28 protein-coding genes are annotated in these 19,860 nt (G+C 71.3%); 13 read left to right on the forward strand and 15 right to left on the reverse strand.

Features of this window, described 5'->3' with window-relative positions; genetic code table 11:
• Positions 1–6: 6 nt before the first annotated feature.
• The 5 genes from AB0N03_RS31630 to AB0N03_RS31650 all read right to left on the reverse strand — a co-directional run bounded on the left by AB0N03_RS31630 (position 7) and on the right by AB0N03_RS31650 (position 3,784).
• Positions 7–1,062 (reverse strand): hydrogenase expression protein HypE, encoded by a 1,056-nt coding sequence (locus AB0N03_RS31630; RefSeq protein ID WP_364379086.1) that lies wholly within the window; start codon positions 1,060–1,062, stop codon positions 7–9.
• A complete protein-coding gene (locus tag AB0N03_RS31635; protein WP_364379089.1) occupies positions 1,059–1,742 on the reverse strand; it encodes an SIS domain-containing protein in 684 nt (227 codons plus the stop codon). The genes AB0N03_RS31630 and AB0N03_RS31635 overlap by 4 nt, the downstream gene beginning before the upstream one ends.
• Positions 1,743–1,764: 22 nt before the next feature.
• Positions 1,765–1,950, reverse strand: a complete 186-nt coding sequence (locus AB0N03_RS31640) for a HypC/HybG/HupF family hydrogenase formation chaperone (protein WP_364379401.1) — start codon at positions 1,948–1,950, stop codon at positions 1,765–1,767.
• Between the two features lie 47 nt (positions 1,951–1,997).
• Entirely contained in the window at positions 1,998–2,618 is a 621-nt protein-coding gene (locus tag AB0N03_RS31645) for an SIS domain-containing protein (protein ID WP_364379092.1), read from the reverse strand.
• A 122-nt stretch (positions 2,619–2,740) separates the two neighbouring features.
• On the reverse strand, positions 2,741–3,784 hold the full coding sequence (locus AB0N03_RS31650; RefSeq protein ID WP_364379095.1) for a tetratricopeptide repeat protein: 1,044 nt from the start codon (positions 3,782–3,784) through the stop codon (positions 2,741–2,743).
• Positions 3,785–3,962: 178 nt separating this feature from the next.
• Here AB0N03_RS31650 and AB0N03_RS31655 point away from each other — a divergent pair, with 178 nt between their 5' ends.
• The 3 genes from AB0N03_RS31655 (at position 3,963) to AB0N03_RS31665 (ending at position 6,185) form a co-directional block, all read left to right on the forward strand.
• Positions 3,963–4,643 (forward strand): HNH endonuclease family protein, encoded by a 681-nt coding sequence (locus AB0N03_RS31655; RefSeq protein WP_364379098.1) that lies wholly within the window; start codon positions 3,963–3,965, stop codon positions 4,641–4,643.
• A gap of 10 nt (positions 4,644–4,653) precedes the next feature.
• Positions 4,654–5,292 (forward strand): alpha/beta hydrolase, encoded by a 639-nt coding sequence (locus AB0N03_RS31660; RefSeq protein WP_364379101.1) that lies wholly within the window; start codon positions 4,654–4,656, stop codon positions 5,290–5,292.
• Between the two features lie 143 nt (positions 5,293–5,435).
• Positions 5,436–6,185 carry a 3D domain-containing protein gene (locus AB0N03_RS31665; RefSeq protein ID WP_364379103.1) on the forward strand — a complete coding sequence of 250 codons (750 nt, stop codon included), beginning with the start codon at positions 5,436–5,438 and terminating at the stop codon, positions 6,183–6,185.
• A gap of 87 nt (positions 6,186–6,272) precedes the next feature.
• On the opposite strand, the gene AB0N03_RS31670 is transcribed toward AB0N03_RS31665, so the two are convergent.
• Positions 6,273–6,911, reverse strand: a complete 639-nt coding sequence (locus AB0N03_RS31670; protein ID WP_364379106.1) for a nitroreductase family protein — start codon at positions 6,909–6,911, stop codon at positions 6,273–6,275.
• Positions 6,912–6,929: 18 nt separating this feature from the next.
• On the reverse strand, positions 6,930–7,907 hold the full coding sequence (locus AB0N03_RS31675) for an aldo/keto reductase (RefSeq protein WP_364379109.1): 978 nt from the start codon (positions 7,905–7,907) through the stop codon (positions 6,930–6,932).
• Between the two features lie 41 nt (positions 7,908–7,948).
• On the opposite strand from AB0N03_RS31675, the gene AB0N03_RS31680 reads away from it, so the two are divergent.
• On the forward strand, positions 7,949–8,440 hold the full coding sequence (locus AB0N03_RS31680; RefSeq protein WP_364379112.1) for a MarR family transcriptional regulator: 492 nt from the start codon (positions 7,949–7,951) through the stop codon (positions 8,438–8,440).
• On the opposite strand, the gene AB0N03_RS31685 is transcribed toward AB0N03_RS31680, so the two are convergent.
• The 3 genes from AB0N03_RS31685 to AB0N03_RS31695 form a co-directional block, all read right to left on the reverse strand.
• Positions 8,441–8,860, reverse strand: a complete 420-nt coding sequence (locus AB0N03_RS31685) for an ATP-binding protein (RefSeq protein ID WP_364379115.1) — start codon at positions 8,858–8,860, stop codon at positions 8,441–8,443. It lies immediately after the preceding gene.
• 62 nt (positions 8,861–8,922) lie between these two features.
• Positions 8,923–9,702: a SigB/SigF/SigG family RNA polymerase sigma factor gene (locus AB0N03_RS31690; protein ID WP_364379117.1), complete on the reverse strand. Its 780-nt coding sequence runs from the start codon at positions 9,700–9,702 to the stop codon at positions 8,923–8,925.
• Positions 9,699–10,115, reverse strand: coding sequence for an anti-sigma factor (locus AB0N03_RS31695; RefSeq protein ID WP_364379120.1), 417 nt, complete (start codon positions 10,113–10,115; stop codon positions 9,699–9,701). The genes AB0N03_RS31690 and AB0N03_RS31695 overlap by 4 nt, the downstream gene beginning before the upstream one ends.
• A 165-nt stretch (positions 10,116–10,280) precedes the next feature.
• On the opposite strand from AB0N03_RS31695, the gene AB0N03_RS31700 reads away from it, so the two are divergent.
• From AB0N03_RS31700 to AB0N03_RS31710, 3 genes are all read left to right on the forward strand, one after another.
• The gene (locus AB0N03_RS31700; RefSeq protein WP_155548578.1) at positions 10,281–10,589 is read left to right on the forward strand and encodes a WhiB family transcriptional regulator; all 309 of its coding nucleotides are present in this window, start codon (positions 10,281–10,283) and stop codon (positions 10,587–10,589) included.
• A gap of 206 nt (positions 10,590–10,795) precedes the next feature.
• On the forward strand, positions 10,796–11,149 hold the full coding sequence (locus tag AB0N03_RS31705) for an STAS domain-containing protein (protein ID WP_086862300.1): 354 nt from the start codon (positions 10,796–10,798) through the stop codon (positions 11,147–11,149).
• A gap of 54 nt (positions 11,150–11,203) precedes the next feature.
• Entirely contained in the window at positions 11,204–11,992 is a 789-nt protein-coding gene (locus tag AB0N03_RS31710) for a metal-dependent hydrolase (protein ID WP_364379404.1), read from the forward strand.
• Here AB0N03_RS31710 and AB0N03_RS31715 read toward each other — a convergent pair.
• Positions 11,955–12,386: a nuclear transport factor 2 family protein gene (locus AB0N03_RS31715; RefSeq protein WP_364379123.1), complete on the reverse strand. Its 432-nt coding sequence runs from the start codon at positions 12,384–12,386 to the stop codon at positions 11,955–11,957. The genes AB0N03_RS31710 and AB0N03_RS31715 overlap by 38 nt on opposite strands.
• 96 nt (positions 12,387–12,482) lie before the next feature.
• On the opposite strand from AB0N03_RS31715, the gene AB0N03_RS31720 reads away from it, so the two are divergent.
• Positions 12,483–13,031 (forward strand): TetR/AcrR family transcriptional regulator, encoded by a 549-nt coding sequence (locus AB0N03_RS31720; RefSeq protein WP_364379126.1) that lies wholly within the window; start codon positions 12,483–12,485, stop codon positions 13,029–13,031.
• Here the strand turns inward: AB0N03_RS31720 and AB0N03_RS31725 are convergent.
• Positions 13,017–14,231 carry an MFS transporter gene (locus AB0N03_RS31725; protein WP_364379129.1) on the reverse strand — a complete coding sequence of 405 codons (1,215 nt, stop codon included), beginning with the start codon at positions 14,229–14,231 and terminating at the stop codon, positions 13,017–13,019. The genes AB0N03_RS31720 and AB0N03_RS31725 overlap by 15 nt on opposite strands.
• Before the next feature lie 127 nt (positions 14,232–14,358).
• Here AB0N03_RS31725 and AB0N03_RS31730 point away from each other — a divergent pair, with 127 nt between their 5' ends.
• Complete coding sequence (locus AB0N03_RS31730) at positions 14,359–14,682, forward strand: hypothetical protein (protein WP_364379132.1); 324 nt, start codon at positions 14,359–14,361, stop codon at positions 14,680–14,682.
• A gap of 38 nt (positions 14,683–14,720) precedes the next feature.
• On the forward strand, positions 14,721–15,200 hold the full coding sequence (locus AB0N03_RS31735; protein ID WP_364379135.1) for a hypothetical protein: 480 nt from the start codon (positions 14,721–14,723) through the stop codon (positions 15,198–15,200).
• Here AB0N03_RS31735 and AB0N03_RS31740 read toward each other — a convergent pair.
• The gene (locus AB0N03_RS31740) at positions 15,197–16,834 is read right to left on the reverse strand and encodes an ABC transporter permease (RefSeq protein WP_364379138.1); all 1,638 of its coding nucleotides are present in this window, start codon (positions 16,832–16,834) and stop codon (positions 15,197–15,199) included. The two genes, AB0N03_RS31735 and AB0N03_RS31740, sit on opposite strands and share 4 nt — an antisense overlap.
• A complete protein-coding gene (locus tag AB0N03_RS31745) occupies positions 16,831–17,727 on the reverse strand; it encodes an ABC transporter ATP-binding protein (protein WP_364379141.1) in 897 nt (298 codons plus the stop codon). Before AB0N03_RS31745 ends, AB0N03_RS31740 begins: the two co-directional genes overlap by 4 nt.
• A gap of 94 nt (positions 17,728–17,821) precedes the next feature.
• On the opposite strand from AB0N03_RS31745, the gene AB0N03_RS31750 reads away from it, so the two are divergent.
• Together AB0N03_RS31750 and AB0N03_RS31755 are read left to right on the forward strand one after the other, a co-directional pair.
• A complete protein-coding gene (locus tag AB0N03_RS31750; RefSeq protein WP_364379144.1) occupies positions 17,822–18,331 on the forward strand; it encodes a MarR family transcriptional regulator in 510 nt (169 codons plus the stop codon).
• 36 nt (positions 18,332–18,367) lie between these two features.
• Positions 18,368–18,934: a TetR/AcrR family transcriptional regulator gene (locus AB0N03_RS31755; RefSeq protein ID WP_364379147.1), complete on the forward strand. Its 567-nt coding sequence runs from the start codon at positions 18,368–18,370 to the stop codon at positions 18,932–18,934.
• On the opposite strand, the gene AB0N03_RS31760 is transcribed toward AB0N03_RS31755, so the two are convergent.
• Positions 18,931–19,497 (reverse strand): hypothetical protein, encoded by a 567-nt coding sequence (locus AB0N03_RS31760; RefSeq protein ID WP_364379407.1) that lies wholly within the window; start codon positions 19,495–19,497, stop codon positions 18,931–18,933. The two genes, AB0N03_RS31755 and AB0N03_RS31760, sit on opposite strands and share 4 nt — an antisense overlap.
• Here AB0N03_RS31760 and AB0N03_RS31765 point away from each other — a divergent pair.
• Positions 19,379–19,846, forward strand: a complete 468-nt coding sequence (locus AB0N03_RS31765; protein ID WP_364379410.1) for an NAD(P)-binding oxidoreductase — start codon at positions 19,379–19,381, stop codon at positions 19,844–19,846. The two genes, AB0N03_RS31760 and AB0N03_RS31765, sit on opposite strands and share 119 nt — an antisense overlap.
• Positions 19,847–19,860 lie beyond the last annotated feature (14 nt).

Raw genomic sequence — 19,860 nt, forward strand, 5'->3', positions numbered from 1 at the left:
TCCCCCTCAGCGCCAAGAAGACTTGTAGCCGGTGTTGAGCTTCTTGCCCGTGTGCCGCCACTTGGGCTCCTTGTCGAGCTTGCGCTCGGTGATCTTCCGCAGCCGGCGGATCACCGACCCGTACGCGCCGCTGGCCAGCGACGACACCTGCGCGCCCGGCGGCTCGTCCATGAACGGCATGAACTTGTCCGGGAAGCCCGGCATGGTGCAGCCGATGCAGATCCCGCCGACGTTCGGGCAGCCGCCGACGCCGTTGATCCAGCCGCGTTTCGGCACGTTGCACTTCACGACCGGGCCCCAGCAGCCCAGCTTCACCAGGCACTTCGGGGAGCCGTACTCGGTGGCGAACTGGCCCTGCTCGTAGTAGCCGCCGCGGTCGCAGCCCTCGTGCACGGTCGCGCCGAAGAGCCACTGCGGCCGCAGGTGGTCGTCGAGCGGGATCATCGGCGCCTGCCCGGCGGCCTGGTAGAGCAGGTAGACGAGGGTCTCGGACAGGTTGTCCGGGTGGGTCGGGCAGCCGGGCACGCAGACGATCGGGATGCCGGCGCCGGACTTCCAGTCCCAGCCCAGGTAGTCGGGCACGCCCATGGCGCCGGTCGGGTTGCCCTCCATCGCGTGGATGCCGCCGTAGGTGGCGCAGGTGCCGACGGCCATGACGGCCAGCGCCTTGGGCGTCAGGCGGTCCAGCCACTCGCTGGTCGTCATCGGCTGGCCGGTCTCGGGGTTGTTCCCGAACCCGCACCAGTAGCCTTCCTCCTTGATCGCCTCGTTCGGGATCGAGCCTTCGATGACCAGCACGAACGGTTCCAGCTCACCGCGGTCGGCTTTGTAGAACCACTCGATGAACGTGTCGGCCCCCTTGTCGGGGCCGCATTCGAAGTCGATCAGCGGCCAGTGGACCGCGATCTTGGGCAGGCCGGGCAAAGCGCCGAGGACGATTTCCTCGATGCTCGGTTGCGTGGCGGCGGTCAGTGCGACGGAGTCGCCGTCGCACGACAGTCCGGCGTTGATCCAGAGGATGTGGATGGGCTGCTCTTCGGTTTGTTCTGCGGCATGCGTCACGGCTGATCACCCTTGGCGAGGTCGTCGAGCGCGCCGAGGGTCAGCTCCCACAGCGCGTGGTAAAGGGTCGTCTGGGCTTCCTGGATGCGGTGCACGGAAGGTGACGGGACGACGAAGAGGTGGTCGATGCTGTCCAGCTCGGCCATCTTTCCCCCGTCGTAGCCGGCGATGCCGACGGTCATCACGCCGCGCCGGGCGGCTTCGTCGAAGGCGCGCACCAGGTTCGCGGAGTTCCCGCTGGTGGACAGGCCCACCGCGATGTCGCCGGGACGCCCGAAAGCACCGATCTGCCGGGCGAACACGACGTCGAACCCGATGTCGTTGGACAGCGCGGTCACCACCGCGATGTCGTTCGTCAACCCGAAGGCGGGCAACGGTTTCGCGTCGCCCGCCGGGCTGAGGAACAGGCTGGCGAGGTCCTGCGCGTCGGTCGAGCTGCCGCCGTTGCCGAAGGCGAGCAGCCGGCCGCCACCGTGGAACGCGCGCGCCATGTCTTGCGCGCACGCGAACAGGCGGTCTCGGTCGGCCGCGAGGACGTCACCGCGCAGGGCGACGATCTCGTGCACCTTGTCCACAGTGGACTGCTCGACCTGGCGGAGGACGGCGTCGAGGTCGCTCGCACCCGAGTACAGGAACGGGTACAGCTCTTCGAGACCGTCGACCGGGTGTTCCCGGGTCATCGGGTGCTCAACTCCTGCGGGGCTAGGACTTCTCCAAGCGTGCGATGGCTTCCCCGGCGTGCACCAGGATGCGGTCGCCGACGCCGGCCTCGACCAGCGCGACACTGACCTCTTCCCGGGTGGATCCGGTGTCCACGACAGCGAGCTCGTGCTCGAGGAGCTCGACCACGGTCACCTCGACCGCGGAGTCGGAGCAGGTGATGCACACCCCGTCGTGGCAGACGGGGCCGGCTGGTCTGTCGGCGTCACGGGCGCTCACGACGCCACCTCCGGGGTCAGCACGCCGGGTTGCTCGAAGAAGACGTGCACCAGCTCCCACAGCACGTGGTAGGTGGTCACGTGGACCTCCTTGACGATTCGCGGGTCGGTCGAACGGGCGACGAGGACGTGGTCGAGCCCCGGTGTCGCGGCGATCGCGCCGCCGTCGCCGCCGGTCAGCGCGACGGTGAGCAGCCCGAGGTCCCGGGCCGTTTCGAGGGCGCGGCGGACGTTCGCGCAGTCGCCGTCGGTGGAAATGCCCAGCGCGATGTCGGCGGGTTCGGCGATGATCCGCAGCTGGTGGGCGAAGATGTCTTCGAGGCCGGCGCGGTTGGCGACGCCGGTGACCGTCGCGACGTCGGCGGTCAGCGAGAGCGCCGGCAGCGCGCGCTTGCCGACGATCACCGGGTGGACGAACTCCACCGCCACGTGCTGGGCGTCGGTGCTGGGGCCGCCGTTGCCGAACACCACGAGCTTGCCGCCGCGGTGGAAGCGGCGGGCCATGCCGTGGCACGCCTCGGCCACCGCGTGCGCGTCGTCGGCCAGGGCGAGCACGGGCGCCTTGCGGCGCTCGAAGAGGGCGTCGACGGAGTCCGGGTGATTCGGTGACCACGACATCGCGGCACTTCCTCGGGGCGACTGCTCGGTGGTGGGAGCGCACCCCAGGTTAGAACTGTGAGTTGGATCACACAAGGGATCGAAGGGGGACTCCACTCCGCCAAGTGGGTCTGATCAGCCGCTCAGACGTGGTGCTCGCGGTCGTCCTGCACGTGCTCCGCCCGGGCGAGCCATTGTTCGGCCTCATGGCCCGACCCGCGGGACCGCAGCATCCGGGCCAGGCTGAGCATGCCCTGGACGTCACCGGTCTCGGCGGCCCGGCGGAACCACCGCTCGGCTTCCGCGACGTCGTCCCGGTGTTCGGCGAGGTGCCCGAGGTTGGTGAGCGCGGGGACGCTGCCGTGCTCGGCGGCCTTGCGGTACCAAGCGGCGGCCTCACCCTCGTCGCCGCGGTTGCGGGCCAGCACGCCGAGGTTGGTCATCGCCGCCGGGTCGCCGCGCTCGGCGGCGTCGAGGTACCAGTTCTCGGCCTCTTCGAGGTCGCCGCGGCGGTGCAGCAGCAGCCCGAGCCGGACGATCGCCTCGACGTGGCCCCCGGTCGCGCCCTGCCGGTACCAGTTCTCGGCGTCGGCGGGCCGGCCGAGCCGTTCGGCCTGCCGGCCCAGCTGGCAGGTGGCGGCGAGGTCGCCGGCCAGCAGGGCCGAGCGCCACCAGCGGGCGGCTTCGGCGGCCTGACCGCGGTCGCGGAGCACGATGCCCAGGTCGATCATCGCGCCGGTGGTCCCGGCGTCGGCGGCCTGGCGCAGCCACGACTCGGCCTCTTCGGGCCGGCCCTGCTCCCGCAGCATGTGCCCGAGCGCGGCGATCGAGGGCAGGTCGCCGGTGCGGGCCGCCTCGCCGTACCAGTGCTGGGCGTCTTCGCGCTTGCCGCGCCGATCGTAGGACTTGGCGAGGTTCAGCATCCCGTGCGGCTCGCCGGCCAGGGCGGCCTCGTGGTACCAGCGCTCGGCCTCCTCGTGCGCGCCGCGTTCGGCGAGCAGGTGGGCGAGCGAGGTCATCGAGACGCGGTCGCCACCCATGGCGGCCTTGCGGAACCACGTCTCGGCCTCGGCGAGGTCGCCGCGCTCGCGCATCGCCGACCCCATGCGGGCCATGGCGACGACGTTGCCGCCCTCGGCGGCTTTGCGCTGGAAGAACTCGTCGAACTTTTTGAGCCGGCCGGGCATCGGCTGCTCCCTCCGGATGGGTCCTGCTCCGGTAGTCGCAGATGATCGGCTCGGTGTGACATCTCCGCCGTGGGTGGGCGAGGTCACATTCGCGCCAGGGGGTCGTGTCGGCGCGGTTTTCCCAGGCCGGCAGAGGTGAGACTACGCCGCGCGCACGCGCAGGTGAGAGGAGAAAATCTTGGCGGCCCGCGGCTTTCGGCTCAGCGTGACCCAACGATCTCTGCTGGTAGTCGCGATCCTGGGAATCGCCCTCTTCGGGTACTGGGCGACGAGCAGGAGCTCCGGTGCGACCCCGCCGCCGCCGTCGTCCTCGGCACCGGTTCCGGCCACCGCGGCGGACGCGCAGACGCAGCTCGGCGAGCTGAAGATCGCCGCGCGGACGGCCATGGACGGTTACTCGCGTGAAAAGTTCCCGCACTGGGACAGTCAGGGGTCAGGCTGTGACACCCGTGAAGTCGTCCTCAAGCGCGCCGGCCAGGACGTCAAGACGGACAAGGACTGCAAGGCGACGTCCGGGACGTGGAAGAGCGTCTACGACGACGAGACCTGGACCAAGGCGACCGACCTCGACATCGACCACATGGTCCCGCTCGGCCAGGCGTGGGCCAGCGGCGCGAAGACGTGGACGACCGAGAAGCGCGAGCAGTTCGCCAACGACCTGACCCGGCCGCAGCTGTTCGCCGTCACCGACAACCTCAACCAGCAGAAGAGCGACAAGGCCCCCGACCAGTGGAAACCGCCGCTCGTCGCGTTCTGGTGCACCTACGCGACCGACTGGATCGTCGTGAAGCACTACTACGGGCTGACCGTCACCGAAGGCGAGAAGACGGCCTTGACGGACATGCTGCGGCGCTGCTGAGCTGGCCCGCATGACTACGTTCGCGCTGATCCACGGGGGCGGCGGCAGCGGGTGGGACTTCCACCGACTCGGGCCGGAACTGGTCGCCCGCGGCCACGACTTCGTCGCGCCGGACCTGCCGATCACCGACTCCTCGGCGGGGTTGGACGCGTTCGTGAAGACCGTGCTCGCCGCGCTGGGCGACGCTTCGGACGTCGCCGTCGTCGGCCATTCGTACGGCGGGTTCACGGCTCCGCTGGTGGCGGAGAAGGTGCACGCGCGGTTGCTGGTCTACCTGGCCGGGATGATCCCGGCCCCGGCGGAGCCGCCGGGGCAGTGGTGGGGGAACACGGGTTTCGCGGCGCCTTCGGGGTTGAGCGACCTCGAGACGTACTTCAACGGCGTCCCCGCCGAACTCGCTTCGGAGGGCATGGCGCACGGGCGCGACCAGGTGAGCAAGGAATGGGACGAGCCGTGGCCGCTGACGGCCCACCCGGACGTCCCGACCCGGGTGGTGCTGTGCCGCGACGACCGGTTCTTCACCCCGGACTTCCAGCGTCGCATCGCCCGCGAGCGCCTCGGCTTGACGCCGGACGAGGTCGACGGCCCGCACTGCGCGCCCCTGAGCCACCCGGCCCAGATCGCCGACCTCCTGGTCAGCTGTCTGTAGGAGGTCTGCGCCGTTCGCAGACTTAAAGGTCTAGACCTATTGACTGTGTGGTCCAGGCCACTTAACGTCGGTTCCGCGGCGAACCCGCACCTCCCCACCTGCGTCACCTCCACCCCGGTCCCCACCATGGAGGTTTCTCCGTCATGCGCTTCGCCAGGTTCCTCGGGCCGGCGGTCCTCACCGCCGGCAGCCTCCTCGTCGCTCCCGCCGCCCCCGCGTCGGCCGCCGCTCTCCCCGCCTGCCAGCACTTCTACCCAGGCACCATCCCCGACCGCCCGGTCACCGGCGGCCACGGGCCCGGCACGCTCGTCGGGGCCGTGAACGTGAGCAACCGCCTGCCCGCGCCGGGTTCCGTCACCGGCGGGCTGGGCGCCGACGGCAAGGTCACCTTCACTTTCGCGCGCGTCGCCGGGGCGAAGGCGTATCGCGCGTTCCGCAACGGCCAGGCCCTGCAGTGGATCAGCGACTGGGGCCAGCCGACGCTGACCGTCACCGACGCGAGTCCCTGCCAGAACGCGAACTACCAGCTCTACGCGATGACGGCCGAGGACAACTCGCCCGGCTCGCTCGGCCAGCTCTCCACCGCGTACCGGCTCGACAGCGGCAACCACCTCGCGACCTACCGCATCCCGGCCGGCACCACGCTGAACTACCGCGTCACGTCGTACAACGACGTCGCGCAGACCGCCCTGGGGTACAGCGCCGGGCCGGGCTTCTGCGCGGTCGACGCCCGGAACATCCCGTGGGGCACCCGGTTCTCCGTGCCGGGCTACGGCGAGTGCTACGCGGCCGACATCGGCAGCTGGATCAAGGACGACATCGTCGACGTCTGGCTGCCCGGCTCGCAGGCCGACGCCTGGGGCATCCAGCGGCTCACCTTGACCGTGCGCTGAACGCGCTGAGCCACCCGGCGGCCGAAAGGCCGTGACGGCCTCCTTGCCGACGTCCCCCATGCCCCGGCAAGGAGGCCTTCACGGCGGTCACCAGCGGTCGAGGTGGAGAACCTCTTCGAGGGGCTGCCGCGCCGCCGGCTTGAACGTGTCGCCCGTGTAGAACGCCGTCGGGATCAGTGCCGCCTGGTGCACGTTCTTCGGCAGCTCCAGCACCTCGGCCGCCTCTTGCTCGTACGCGAGGTGCAGCGTCGTCCACGCGGTTCCCAGCGTCACCGAGCGGGCCGCCAGCATGTAGCTCCACACCGCCGGCAGCAGCGACGCCCACATCCCCGCCTGGTTGCCCGCCGGCAGCTCCGCCGACGCCGTCTCCAGGCACGGCACCACCAGCACCGGCACGTCACCCATCCGGTCGGCCAGGTACTCGACGCTGCTCCCGACCCGCCGCTGCACCGGCGCCCGCGCAGGGTCGTCCGCGAACTGCTTGCCCGCCGCGTTCGGCGACGCCAGGTACTCGTGGCACGCCCGGCTGTAGATCCGCCCGAGCGCCGCCCGCTGGCCGGCGTCGGTGACCACCAGCCACTGCCAGCGCTGGGTGTTCGAGCCGCTCGGCGCCTGCAGGGCCACCTGAATGCAGTGTTTCACCAGGTCGAGCGGCACGGGCCGGTCGAGGTCGAGGCGCTTGCGGACGGTCCTGGTGGTGGTCAGGAGCTCTTCGGGCGTCATCATCGGCCCATCATGCCGGGCCTACCAGCGATCGTGCACCAGCGGCCGGATCAGCTCGTCGTACGTTTCGCGGACGCCGGCCAGCGCCTCGTCGGACAACGGCGGAAGGGACGCCGCCGCCGTGTTCGCCGTGGCTTGCGCGGCGTTGCGCGCGCCCGGGATCACGGTGCTCACGCCCGGCTGGTCGACGATCCACCGCAGCGCGAACTGGGCCAGCGTCCGCCCCTCCGGCACCAGTCCGCGCAGCCGCTCGACAGCCTCCAGCCCGACGTCGTACGGCACGCCCGAGAACGTCTCGCCGACGTCGAACGCCTCGCCGTGGCGGTTGAAGTTCCGGTGGTCGTTTTCGGCGAACGTCGTGCTCGCCGTGTACCGCCCCGACAGCAGGCCCGACGCCAGCGGCACCCGCGCGATGATCCCCGCGCCCGCTTCCGCCGCCGCGGGCAGCACGCGCTCCAAGGGCTTGAGCCGCAAGCAGTTCAGGATGATCTGCACGGATGCGACATGAGGCCGCGCCAACGCGGTCAGGGCTTCCGAGACCGTCTCGACGCTCACGCCGTACGCCTTGATGCGGCCCTCGGAGACCATCTCGTCCAGGGCGTCGTACACCGCGTCGGACGAGTACACCGGCGTCGGCGGGCAGTGCAGCTGGACCAGGTCGAGCGTCTCGACGCCGAGGTTGCGGCGCGATCGGTCGTTCCACTCGCGGAAGTTCGCGCGGACGTAGTTCTCCGGCACCTGCTCGACCCGGCGGCCCATCTTGGTCGCCACGAAGACGTCGCCGCGCTCGGCCCGGAACCGGCCGACCAGGCGCTCGCTGCGCCCGTCGCCGTAGACGTCGGCGGTGTCGAAGAAGGTGACGCCGGCGTCGGCCGCCGCGTGCAGCACCGCCAAGGCGTCGTTCTCGTCGACCTCGCCCCAGTCGGCGCCGAGCTGCCAGCAGCCGAGCCCGACGACGGACACCTCGCGGCCCAGCCGGGTGATCTTCCGGTTCTCCATAACGCGATCCAAGCACACGGCCCCGCCTATGATCGGCCGTCATGGCCATGACGTCGGGTCCGGACGGACTCGGGACCCGGATGCGGCACGTCCTCGAGATCCTCGACGGCGACATCGCGAAGTTCCTCGCCGACATCGGCCTCGACGACTACCGCCCGCGGTACTCGCCGGTGGTGCGGGCGCTGCTCGCGCGCGGCCCGCTGGCCATCCGCGACCTCGCCGCGGAGATGCGCGTGACGCACTCGGCGGCCAGCCAGACCGTCGCGCAGATGAACCGCGCCGGGCTCGTCGGCCTCGAACCGGGTGCCGACGCCCGGCAGCGCATCGTGTCGCTCACCGCGAAAACGCGGGAACTGCTCCCGCTGATCGAGGCGGAGTGGACGGCGACGACCGAGGCGTCGGAAGCGCTGGAAGCGGAGCTGCCGTACCCGTTGCGCGGCGTGCTGGAAGCGATCGTCGAAGCGCTGGAGCGGAAGCCGTTCCGGCAGCGCATCGGGGAGACCGGCGCCGCCCGGGAGCTGCTGGAGCCCTGATCAGGCGCCGGGGATGCGGAAGACGGCCCAGACGAACTTGCCGCCGGGGCAGAATTCGAAGCCCCAGTCCTCCGACAGCGCCTGGACCAGCACGAGCCCGCGGCTGCGCGCCGCGGCCGGCGACGGCGCCCGCAGCTCGGGCAGCCGGCTACCGGTGTCGTGCACCTGCAGGGTCAGCTGTCCTTCGAAGTAGGACAGCTCGAGCCGCTGCGGGCACTCGCCGTGCTCGAAGGCGTTCGTGACCAGCTCGGACGTGGCCAGCAGGAGGTCGTCCAGCTGCGCCTCGCCCAGGCCGAGGCCGAGCAGCATCGAGCGGACCTCGCGGCGCGCCCGGGCCGGCGCGGTGACGTCGTCCGGGAGGAGCACTGTCAGGGGCGCGACCGGCACCGCGGTGCGCTGCGGGATCTTCGCCATCGTCATCGGTCCCCCTCCCAGTGAGTTCCGGTACCGTCCGCGAGGTACCCAAGCCGGTCAGCGGCTAATCAGGTGCCGTCGGCGAGCTCGGATTCGTCCAGGCCCGAACGCAGTTTCTTCAAGGTCGCGGCCAGCAACCGCGAAACCTGCATCTGGGAGACCCCGACGCGGCGCGCGATGTCCGACTGGCTCATCCCGGAACCGAACCGCAGCGCGACGATCTTGCGCTCCCGCTCCGGCAGGCTGTCCAGCATCGGGCGCAGCGCCTCGCGCAGCTCGGCCTGCCCCAGCTCGGCGTCCGGCGCCCCGAAGCGGGTGTGCGCCGCGTTCTCCAGCAGGTGGTCCAGCGATGCGCCGTAGCGGCCCTGGCCGGCGCGAAGGCCTTCGTAGACGTCCTCGATCGGGACGCCGAGGCGGCCGGCGATCTCACTGGGCTTCGGCGCGCGCGAGAGCTGCACGGTGAGCTCTTCGCGCGCGGCGGAGATGTTCGCGTTCAGCTCCTTCAGCCGCCGCGGCACCCGCACCGACCAGCTGTTGTCCCGGAAGTGGTGCCGCAGCTCCCCGGAGATGGTGGGCACGGCGAAGGCCAGGAAGTCCGTCCCCTGCTCGGGGTCGAACCGGTCGACGGCGTGGATGAGCCCGACCGTGGCGATCTGGACCAGGTCCTCCATCGCCTCGTCGCGGTTGCGGAACTTGCGGGCCAGGTTGCGCGCGAGCTCCAGGTGGGTGCGCACCAGGGTGTCCCGGATGCGCTCGCGCTCCGGGGAGCCCGCCGGCAGTGCGGCGAGGCGGGTGAACAGCGCGCCGACGTCGAGGTCGTTCCCGCTGCTCCCGGCGGGATCGCTCACGAGTCCGCCGCCTGGCTCTCCCGGACGAGGTCGACCCGGGACAGGTAGCGGCCGTTCTCGGGGGTCACGGTGCGGTGGGCCGAGGTCGCGAGCGCGGTCAGCAACTGCCACGACAGGCCGGAGTCGTCTTCGTGGTCGGGGGTGTCCGAAAGGACCGACACCGAGACCTCGATGCGCGGCCCGTTCCACGAGAAGATGCAGGTGAGGCGGCCGTCCGAACTGGCGGGGAGCAGCAGCGAGCACGCTTCGTCCACCGCCATCCGGAGGTCCTCGACGGCGTCGAGGTCGAAGTCCTGGCGCATGGCGATGTCCGCCACGATGGTGCGCAACGTCGGCACGACGTGCGGGATCGCGGCCGTCCGCACCTCGATGACCTGCGCGCCTTCCGGCACGAGCGGGGCGTTGTCCTCCACGTTTGTTCCTTTCTCCGGCTCGCGCTCCAGGGGGTTCGGCGGTGTCCTCAGTCACGCCCGGTCGCGAGATGCCCGTGGGGTGAGCAAACCAAACCCGCGTTTGATCCGCTCCACCGGCGGGCATGTAGCGGGCGAGATGCTCATCCTGGGAAAGGCAGGGACGACATGGCTGACGTCAGCCGGCTGCCCAACGTGGTCGCTGAAGAGTGGGAATGGCAGCTGAACGGCTCGTGCCGAGGTGCGGACAGCAGCCTGTTCTTCCACACGGACAACGAGCGGGGTTCAGCGCGGGAGCGGCGTGAGTCGCGGGCCAAGGCCATCTGCCAGACCTGCCCGGTCCTGGCCCAGTGCCGCACGCACGCGATGACGGTCCAGGAGCCCTACGGCATCTGGGGTGGCCTCGGCGAGATCGAGCGGCGGCAGCTCTTCCTGCGGCAACGCAGGGCGGCGCGGAAGGTGATGAGTGCGCACTGACCAGGCAGGATTCGATCGCACGTGAGCACTCCGCGCGAAAGGGTGGCGGCCGTGGCGGGCTCGGTCGCTTCCTGGGTTAGGGTTGGCCCCGGAGTTGCCTTGACCGTGCCACCGCGAGCTTTGGGGAAGGCACGGTGACACGGTTGCCGCTTGAGACAGCAGGCGCGTACCCGGCGCAGGAGCAGCGCCTGACGAGGAGAAACTGCATGCCCGCAGCCGACCAGAACGCCACCCCGCCCGGGTTCGGCATCACGCTGGACACCGACGCGACGGAGCCCCGGGTGGTGGTCACCGGCGAGCTCGATCTGCTGACCAGTCCGCAGCTGCAGGAAGCCCTGGCGGGGCTGATCGCGGACAAGCGCGCGCAGCGGGTCGTGGCCGATCTGACCGGGGTGACCTTCTTCGATTCCTCCGCGCTGAACGTCGTGCTCCGCGCACAACGCCAGGCCGGCGAGCAGGACGTCGAACTCGAGGTCGTCCCGAGTCCCGCGGTGAGCCGGGTGATCGAACTCACCGGCGTGGCCGAACACCTGAGCGTGTCGGAAGACCCCCAAGCCTGACCGCCCGCTACGGTTCCGCGGACTGGTTCCGCGGACCCTGGGGGCGGCACGATGATGGGGCGGACGCATGCCCTGACCGGCTGGTGCGCGGGCTTGGCCCTGGCGCCCGCGGTCGGGGCGGGTTCGGTGCACCAGGCGGTGGTTTTCGCCGCCACGACGGCGGGGTTCACCCTGCTGCCCGACCTCGACCACCCCGGCGCGAGCGCGTCCCGTCTGCTCGGCTGGCTGACGGGCGCTTTGTCGTGGCTGCTGCGTCGCGTGTCCGCGGCGTTCTACGCGCTGACCAAAGGACCCCGCGACGAGAAGGTGACGGGCCAGCACCGCCACCTCTCCCACACGGTGTTGTTCGCGGCCGGCTTGGGTTTGCTGACCTCCTGGGGCACGGAAGCCGGTGGCCCGTGGGCGGTCGTCGGCGTGGTGATCTTCGGGTTGATGCTGGCGGAAGGCGCCCTGGGCGACTGGCTGCTCCCGGTGAGCGGCGTCGCGGTGGCCTGGTGGTTCTTCACGGCACCGCCCGACCGGGCGGGCGAGCTGGAGTCGATCACGGGCTGGCTGGGCATCGCGGTGGCCGCGGGCTGCCTCACCCACTGCCTCGGTGACGCGCTGACCGAGTCCGGCTGCCCGTTCCTCTTCCCGATCCCGATCGCGGGGGAGACCTGGTACGAGCTGGGGCCCCCGAAGGCCCTGCGGTTCAAGACGGGCAAGAAGGTCGAGAAGCGGCTGGTCTTCCCGGTGTTCGCGGTGCTGGCGGTCCTGCTGGTGCCGGGGGTGTGGGACTACTCGGTGAGCACGTTCGAGCGCCTGTTCATCCCGCCGGCGACTCAGCAGGCGACAACGCCTTGAGCCGCTTCGCCACGGCGGCGGTGTCGGTGTAGTCGCGGGTGTGCGCGATCAGGCCGTCCTCGATCGTCATCACCATCACGTAGGTGGCCACGAAGCTCTCGCCGCCCATGTCCTGGTGGAGGTCGAACTCCGCGACGAGCACCGCCGGGTCGGCCGTTTCGTGCACGATCACGTTGTCCGCCTTGGTGATCCGGCGGGCCGCGCCCGCGCGGCGGAACCGGCGGCGCAGCTCCTCGCGGCCCTTCGTCACGCGGGGCGCCCCAGGGAGGGTGAAGGGCATTTCGAGGACGACGTCCTCGGCGTAGCAGTCGGCGAGGTCGTCCCAGCGGTTCTCGACGGAGGCGGCGAGGAAGCGGTCGAAGACGGCGCGGGCCGGGGACACGGTGCTGGGCATCGGAATTCTCCTGGAAGACTGGACGTTGAATCGGAACGGTGCACCCGCTTACGACGATACGGAGCGTACGTTCCGTTTGTCAACGAGGAGAAGAACATGGAGAAGATGCGCGCGGACGCGCGGCGCAACCGGGCGAAGGTCCTGGCTGCCGCCGAAGAGGCGTTCGCCGCCGACGGGCTCGCCGTGCCGCTCGACGACATCGCGCGGCTGGCCGGGGTCGGCGCCGGGACCGTCTACCGGCATTTCCCCAGCAAGGAAGCGCTCTTCCAGGCCGTCGTCCTCGAGCGCATCCAGCAGTTCGCGGAGGAGGCCCGCGCGCTCGTCGCCGGCGACGACCCCGGCGAAATCTTCCTCGACTACTTCGTCCGCGTCATCAAGCAGGCGTCGCTCAACCGCGCCATCTGCGACGCCCTCGCCGAGACCAGCGGGCACGCCTTCAAGGCCGGCGCGGGTGACGACTTCCGCTCGGCACTGGCCGAACTCCTGCGGAGGGCCCAGGACGCGGGTGCCGTCCGCCAGGACATCGACGGCGACGACCTGCGGGCCCTCATCGTCGGCTGCCTCGCCGTCGAGCGGTACTCGCCGGGCAGCCGGCACCTCGTCCGCATCGTCGTCGACGGCCTGCGAGCGTCAGCCGGGAACTAGGTCGCGCAGCTTCCGCAGCGGCGAACACACCAGGATCGCGGCCGAGGCGAGCACTCCCGCCGCCGCGATGTGCAGCGTCACCCGCATCCCGAACGTGCTCGCCAGCGCGCCGCCGGCGAGGCTGCCGAGCGGGATGGCGCCGAACACCAGCGTGTGCGTGATCGAGTTGACCCGGCCCAGTAGCTCCGGCGGCGCGGCGGACTGCTGGAAGCTCATGCCGAAGACGTTCAGTACGATGACGCCGAAGCTCGCGAAGAATCCGGCGACCACATAACAGGCGAGCGCCCAGCCGCGGCCGGTGAACGGGTAGAGCTGGTAGGCCAGGCCGTACAGCACCGCCGCGCCCCACAGGGCCCGCGCGCCGCCGATCCGGTCGCCGATCCGGCGCGCGGTGAGCCCGGCCACGAGGGCGCCGGTCAGCGTCGACGTGCCGAGCAGCCCGATCGCCCACGGCGAGAGCCCGACGTCCCGGGCGAGGAAGACGATCACGATGGCCAGCTGCACCGACTGGAAGAAGCTCGACACCGCGCCGTGGACGCTGATCGCCAGCAGGACGCGGTCGCCGCGGACCAGCCGCAGCCCCTCGGCGATCTCGCGCAGCAGCCGCCGCTCGCCGGGTCTGGGGCCCGGGTCCGGTGTTTCGATCCGGCGCAGCCAGAGGGCCGACCACAGGTAGCTGATGGCGTCGACGGCCAAGACCGCCGCGGTGCCGAGCGCCTGGATGAGCAGACCGGCCAGGCCCGGCCCGGCGACGGCCGCCATCGACAGGTTCGTCTGCAACCGGGCGTTCGCCTCCGGCAGCTGCTCGCGGGTCACCAGGCTGGGGACGTAGGTCTGGTGCGCGATGTCGAAGAACACGCCGAGCAGCCCGGCCCCGAGGACGACCGCCAGCAGGTGCGCCAGGCCGAGCGCACCGAACAGCGCGGCCACCGGGATCGACCCGATCAGCACCGCGCGCCCGACGTCGGCGGCGATCAGCACCGGGCGGTGGCGCACGCGGTCGCACCACGCGCCGACCTGCAGGCCCAACACCAGGTAGGGGAGGGTTTCCGCGGTCCGCAGCAAGGAGACCTCGAAGACGGACGCGCCGAGCGCGACCGCGAGCAGCGGCACCGCCAGGACGTCGATCCGGCTCCCGAGCTGGCTGACGAGGTCGGCCAGCCACAGCCGGCGAAAGTCACGGTTTCCCAGCGCCCCCATAACCTCACCGTGTCACGCTCAATAAAGTTGAGTCAAGGAGACTCAAGGTGCACGGTCTGTAACATCAGCTAAGATCAACGCGAGTTAGTCCTCGTACCTGCGCTGCGCGTGGCGAGGGGGTGCCCGGATGAGTGGCCGACCTACCTGGGGCTCCGCCGCGGTCACCGGGCTGGCGGGCTTCGCCACCGGGTGGCTCGTGGCCGCGCTGCTCGTCGCCGGCCGGCCCGCTCCCCAGCCCGCCGAGGTCACCGCTCCGCCGACCAGCACCGTTCCCGCCGTGCCGGTCACCGTGACCGCGTCCGTGCCGCCCGCCACCGTCACGTCCGTCGAGACGTCGCCGCCGAGCACCACCACGAGCGTCGTCGAGGTCACCGTGACACCCACTCCGGCCTCGACCGCGCCGACCTCCACGACGCCCGTGCTTCCGCTGACCAGCGGCTGGCGCGACTGACCGTGCAACCCCCGCGCGGGTAACTCCGTCTGGGCGGTATGCGAAGGCTTCCGTGGATCGCGGCTCTCCTGCTCGTCACCGTCGGCTGCGGCCAGGCCGGCTCGGGCGCGGAGGTCGCGTGCCCGGCGATCGGCACCCGGGTCGGCATCGGGCTGACCGTCCCGGACCCCGCCGGCATCACCCGCGCGACGCTCGAAGCGTGCTGGGGCGACCAGTGCGTCACACGCCCGGCCGACCTCTTCCCCGAGACGGCCGCCGGGGCCACCACCTGCACCGGGACCGGCCCGGACGGCTCCTGCGGGGTCTCGATGGTCCCGACCGGCGGCCTCCAGGGCTTCGCCGACGTCCCGGGCTTGCAGGCCGTGCCGATCCGGGTCACCGTCCGCTTCGACGACGGCAAGCCGCACACCGCGGTCGTCACGCCCACCTTCAGCGAACCGGGCGGCCCCGCCTGTGGGAAGGCGGGGCCGCAGGCTCAGCTCGTGGCCGGCCCCGGCCGGGAGATCAAGCCGCGTTAGCCGACGTCGCGGCGCCGCCAGCCCCCGAGGCCGGCGAGCAGGGCGACGACCGCGACCGCCATGAGCCAGACGAGCGGGGTCGCGACCAGCTCCTGGCCGGGGAGCTTCGGCGGGTGCTGGAACGGCGAGACGTCGAGCACCGCCTGCGGCAGGTTGACGACCGGGCCGAACAGGCTCAGCAGCAGCGCCAGCGAGCCGACCCCCCAGGCCGCGGCCGAAAAGCCCGGCAGCAGCCCGAAGATCGTCACCGTCAGCGCGACCACGACCCACGCCGCGGGCAGCTGGACGAGCATCCCGGCGAGGGAATCGCCGACCGAGCCGCCGACGTCGCCGGCGCGCAACCCGTTGGCCAGGCCCATGAACAGGCCACCGGCCAGCAGCAGCACCGCCGTGCCGAAGAACGCGAACACGAGGTGCCCCGCCGCCCAGCGCAGCTTGCCGACGCTCGTGGCCAGCACCGGCTCGAGCCGGATCGCGGTCTCCTCGCCGCGCATCCGCAGCACCGCCTGGATCCCGTACAGCGACGCGACCATCGCGAACATCCCGGCCATGGCGGCGAGGAACGCCTGGGTGAGCGCCTCGCTGCCGCCGAGGCGCGCCATGATCTCCTGCGCCTGCGGGCTGGAGCCGACCAGGCCGCCGATGCCGCTGGCGATCGAGCCGAACACCGCGCCGACGACGGCCATCCCGATCGTCCAGCCGAGCAGCGGGCCGCGGTGCAGCCGCCAGGCGAGCGCGAACGGCGTCCGCAGGCTCGCCGCCGCCCGCGCCGGGCCCGGCCGCGGCGGCAGGATGCCGACGCCGACGTCGCGCCGCGGCAGCAGCCAGTACCCGGCCGCGCCGACGACCAGCGTGCCGGCCACCGGCAGCAGGAGCACCCACCAGCGTTCCCCGGCGAACGGGCGGACCTGCTGCACCCAGCCGATCGGCGACAGCCACGACAGCCAGCGAGCGTCCACGGTGGAGTCCCCGGCGCCGCGCAGCAGGAACGCGGCGCCGACCACGGCGGTGCCGATCCCGTTGGCCGTGCGGGAGTATTCGGCGAGCTGGACGGCGACCGCCGCCACCGCCGTGAACACCAAGCCCGACAACGCTTCCGCCGCGCCGAAGGCGAACGAACCGGCCGCGGGCAGCCCGGCGCCGACCATGCTGCCGTACTGGATCAGCCCGATCAGCACGCTCGCCCCGCCGGCCACCAGGACGGCCGACGTCAGCGCCGCGTACCGGCCGACGACCGCGGATGCGAGCAGCTCCGCGCGGCCCGTGTCCTCCTCGGCGCGCGTGTGGCGGGTGACCGTGAAGACCACCATCAGTCCGGTGAGCAGGGCCAGGAAGCCGCACATGCGCCAGGAGATGAACCCGCCGGCGGTGGTCAGGTCGAACGGCGGCCCGTACAGCAGCGCGTACGACGGGTTGGTGTTCGCGCCGGCCTGCAGCGCCTGCCGGTCGGCGACGGTCGGGTAGAACTGCGTGAACGTCTTGACCGTGCTGGCCGGGACGATGCTGAGCAGCACGATCCAGATCGGCAGGACGACGCGGTCGCGGCGCAGCGCGAGCCGGGTGAGGTGCCAAGTGCCGGCGAGTTCGTGCGCCGGCGCGACCTCGGCTTCGGCACGGGAGAACGTCGCGGTCATTTCGCGCTCGCTTCGGTGGTGTAGTGCCGCAGGAACAGCTCTTCCAGCGTCGGCGGCTGGCTGACCAGGCTGCGGACGCCGACCTGGGTCAGCCGGCGCAGGGCCTCGTCGAGCGAGCGCGTTTCGACGTCGAAGCGGACGCGGTTGCCGTCGACCTTGAGGTCGTGGATGTTCGCCAGCTTCGCGAGCCCGTTCGGCGGGCCGGCGAGCTCGGCGGTGATCGACGTCCGGGTCAGGTGGCGCAGCTCGGCCAGCGTGCCGGACTCGACCGTGCGGCCGTTGCGGATGATGCTGACCTTGTCGCACAGCGCCTCCACCTCGGCGAGGATGTGGCTGGAGAGCAGCACGGTCCGGCCCTGCTCGCGCTCCTCCTGGATGGCGTACTGGAACGTCGCCTCCATGAGCGGGTCGAGGCCGGACGTCGGCTCGTCGAGGATCAGCAGGTCGACCCGCGAGGCGAGCGCCGCGACGATGGCGACCTTCTGCCGGTTGCCCTTCGAATACGTCCGCCCCTTCTTCTTCGGATCGAGGTCGAACCGCTCGACGAGGTCGGCGCGGCGTTTCTCGTCGAGCCCGCCGCGCAGGCGGCCGAGCAGGTCGATCACCTCGCCGCCGGAGAGGTTGGGCCAGAGGTTGACGTCGCCGGGCACGTAGGCCAGGCGGCGGTGCAGGCTCGCGGCGTCCTTCCAGGGGTCGCCGCCGAGCAGCCGGACGTCCCCCGAGTCCGCGTGGAGCAGGCCGAGCAGGACCCGGACGGTGGTCGACTTCCCGGCGCCGTTCGGGCCGAGGAACCCGTGTACTTCCCCAGTAGGTACCTGCAGATCGAGGCCGTCGAGGGCCTTCGTCCGGCCGAACGACTTGTGCAAGCCGGAGATCGCGATGGCGTTTTCCATGCTTTGGAAGCTACACTGATTTCATGAAGTTGTGAAGTTAAGAAAATGTCTAGATCGAGTGATCACGCTGGGGGCGATACGGGAGGATGGGCCGATGACGACGCCTGACACGAAACGAGATGAAGACGCCGTCCGCCGCTACGTCGAGAGCCTGGGGCTCGTGCTTTCGCAGATCGGGATGCCGCGCATGTCCGCGCGGGTGTTCTCCGCGCTGATGACCACCGACGACGCCCGGCTCACCGCCGCCGACCTGGCCTCCCAGCTGTCGGTCAGCCCGGCGGCGATCTCCGGCGCCGTCCGCTACCTCGAGCAGATCGGCCTGGTCGCCAAGGAGCGCGAGCCCGGCGAGCGCCGCGACCACTACCGCCTCTTCGACGACCTCTGGTACGCCACGTTCCTCAAGCGCGACCGCATGATCATCATGTGGCGCGACGCGGCCGAGAACGGCATGGAAGCCCTCGGCGAGGACTCGCCGTCCGGGAAGCGGCTCGGCGAGATGCGGGACTTCCTGTCCTTCATGCTCGAAGAGCTCAACGGCATGTACGAGCGCTGGCACAAGCTCCGCGAGGAGAAGAACGCCCAGAACGGTCCTCCGCTAAACTGACAACTGTCCGGTTGCCCACTGGGTCGGGGGGATGTCGTGACGGGTCGTGGGCGCCGGTCGGACGCGGTCGCCAACCGTGCTCGCATCGTCGAAGCCACCCGGGCCGAGCTGAGCAGCTCCAACGGCGCGATCGGCGAGCTGAAGCTCCACGCGGTCGCCAAGGCGGCGGGCGTCGGACAGGGCACCCTCTACCGGCACTTCCCGACCCGCGAGCACCTGCTGGCCGAGGTGTACCGGCACGAGCTGACCGAGCTCGTCGACGCCGTGGCCCCGCTGCTGGCCGAGCATTCCCCGCTCGAGGCGCTGACTCGCTGGCTGGCGCGGCTGGTCGAGTACGCCCGCGTGAAACGCGGCGTCATGGCGGCGATCGAGGCCTCGGCGTGGCACGACCTCTACGCGGATCAGCACCACCGGCTCGACGAGGCGCTCGGGACGGTGCTGGAGCAGGGCAAAGCCGCCGGTCAGGTGCGTGAGGAGGTCGACGCCGCCGACGTCCTCCTGCTCCTGGGCGCGTTGTCGCGGATCCCCGGGCCGGAGTGGGACGCGCGGGCGCACAAGGTCGTCACGGTCATCGTCGACGGTCTTCGCCCGCCCGCGCCCTAGAGGCCGGCGAGCAGGGTGTCCGCCAGCCGGGCGCCGAGTTCGTCCACTTCGGACGGTCGCGCCTCCTCGAAGGAGGCCAGGAACGCCTGCTGGAAGCACGCGCCGAGCAACAGGGACGCGACGGCCTCGACGTCGGTGCCCGCCTTGAGCCGGCCCAGCGCCACCTCGGCGCACAGGTAGCCTTCGACGCCTTTCAGCGGGATGCGCGGCCCGGCGCCGTCCACCCGGTCCCGGTGCGAGCGCAGCAGCTCCCGCGACGAGAACATCGAGACGGCGATCGGGAAGCTGTCGGTGTAGAACGCCAGGCCGAGCCGGGCGACGCGGACGAGGTTGTCCCGCAGCGGCGCCCGCCCGGGATCCGCGGTCAGCTCGGCCAGGGTGGCGCCGAGCGTCGTCCGGGACCCCGCCCGGCTGAAGCTGCCGGCGCACGTCGTCGTCGCCGGCCTGCACGAACAGGACAAGCTGACGGCCGCCGTCGAAGGCCGGGACGCGGTGATCTCCGCGGTGGGGTCCCGCGAGCGCGGGCCGACGACGGTTTGCGTGGACGGCGCCCGCGCGGCGATCGAGGCCGGGGCGAAGCGCCTGCTGGTCGTCAGCGCCGGCGGCATGCACACCGAGGGCGACGGCTTCTTCACCCGCACGCTCGTGAAGCCGCTGCTCAACACCTTCCTCAAGCACGGCTGGGCGGACATGCTGGCGATGGAGGCCGTGGTCACGGCGTCCGACGTGGACTGGACCGTGGTCCGTCCGCCGATGCTGCTCGACGGGCCGCGCACGGGCAAGGTCGCGAGCCGGCTCGACGGGAACGTCCGCACGTTCACCAGCCGGCGCGCCGACGTCGCGGCCTTCCTGCTCGACGCCGTGGCGGAGCCCACGCTGATCAGGGCGAAGGTTTCGATCGCCCACGGTTGACCTCCGCCTTCCTC

This window comes from Amycolatopsis sp. NPDC051061 (genome assembly GCF_040682935.1).
In the GTDB taxonomy this organism is placed as follows: Bacteria; Actinomycetota; Actinomycetes; order Mycobacteriales; family Pseudonocardiaceae; genus Amycolatopsis.

Bases quoted from the DNA above. Each gene is read 5' to 3' on its own strand.
- AB0N03_RS31725 (WP_364379129.1), bottom strand. From the start codon at position 14,231: ATGGGGGCGCTGGGAAACCGTGACTTTCGCCGGCTGTGGCTGGCCGAC.
- AB0N03_RS31710 (WP_364379404.1), top strand. From the start codon at position 11,204: ATGGGGCGGACGCATGCCCTGACCGGCTGGTGCGCGGGCTTGGCCCTG.
- AB0N03_RS31745 (WP_364379141.1), bottom strand. From the start codon at position 17,727: ATGGAAAACGCCATCGCGATCTCCGGCTTGCACAAGTCGTTCGGCCGG.
- AB0N03_RS31705 (WP_086862300.1), top strand. From the start codon at position 10,796: ATGCCCGCAGCCGACCAGAACGCCACCCCGCCCGGGTTCGGCATCACG.
- AB0N03_RS31650 (WP_364379095.1), bottom strand. From the start codon at position 3,784: ATGCCCGGCCGGCTCAAAAAGTTCGACGAGTTCTTCCAGCGCAAAGCC.
- AB0N03_RS31750 (WP_364379144.1), top strand. From the start codon at position 17,822: ATGACGACGCCTGACACGAAACGAGATGAAGACGCCGTCCGCCGCTAC.
- AB0N03_RS31685 (WP_364379115.1), bottom strand. From the start codon at position 8,860: ATGACGATGGCGAAGATCCCGCAGCGCACCGCGGTGCCGGTCGCGCCC.
- AB0N03_RS31720 (WP_364379126.1), top strand. From the start codon at position 12,483: ATGGAGAAGATGCGCGCGGACGCGCGGCGCAACCGGGCGAAGGTCCTG.
- AB0N03_RS31730 (WP_364379132.1), top strand. From the start codon at position 14,359: ATGAGTGGCCGACCTACCTGGGGCTCCGCCGCGGTCACCGGGCTGGCG.
- AB0N03_RS31735 (WP_364379135.1), top strand. From the start codon at position 14,721: ATGCGAAGGCTTCCGTGGATCGCGGCTCTCCTGCTCGTCACCGTCGGC.
- AB0N03_RS31660 (WP_364379101.1), top strand. From the start codon at position 4,654: ATGACTACGTTCGCGCTGATCCACGGGGGCGGCGGCAGCGGGTGGGAC.
- AB0N03_RS31680 (WP_364379112.1), top strand. From the start codon at position 7,949: ATGGCCATGACGTCGGGTCCGGACGGACTCGGGACCCGGATGCGGCAC.
- AB0N03_RS31675 (WP_364379109.1), bottom strand. From the start codon at position 7,907: ATGGAGAACCGGAAGATCACCCGGCTGGGCCGCGAGGTGTCCGTCGTC.
- AB0N03_RS31740 (WP_364379138.1), bottom strand. From the start codon at position 16,834: ATGACCGCGACGTTCTCCCGTGCCGAAGCCGAGGTCGCGCCGGCGCAC.
- AB0N03_RS31700 (WP_155548578.1), top strand. From the start codon at position 10,281: ATGGCTGACGTCAGCCGGCTGCCCAACGTGGTCGCTGAAGAGTGGGAA.
- AB0N03_RS31670 (WP_364379106.1), bottom strand. From the start codon at position 6,911: ATGATGACGCCCGAAGAGCTCCTGACCACCACCAGGACCGTCCGCAAG.
- AB0N03_RS31635 (WP_364379089.1), bottom strand. From the start codon at position 1,742: ATGACCCGGGAACACCCGGTCGACGGTCTCGAAGAGCTGTACCCGTTC.
- AB0N03_RS31665 (WP_364379103.1), top strand. From the start codon at position 5,436: ATGCGCTTCGCCAGGTTCCTCGGGCCGGCGGTCCTCACCGCCGGCAGC.
- AB0N03_RS31715 (WP_364379123.1), bottom strand. From the start codon at position 12,386: ATGCCCAGCACCGTGTCCCCGGCCCGCGCCGTCTTCGACCGCTTCCTC.
- AB0N03_RS31645 (WP_364379092.1), bottom strand. From the start codon at position 2,618: ATGTCGTGGTCACCGAATCACCCGGACTCCGTCGACGCCCTCTTCGAG.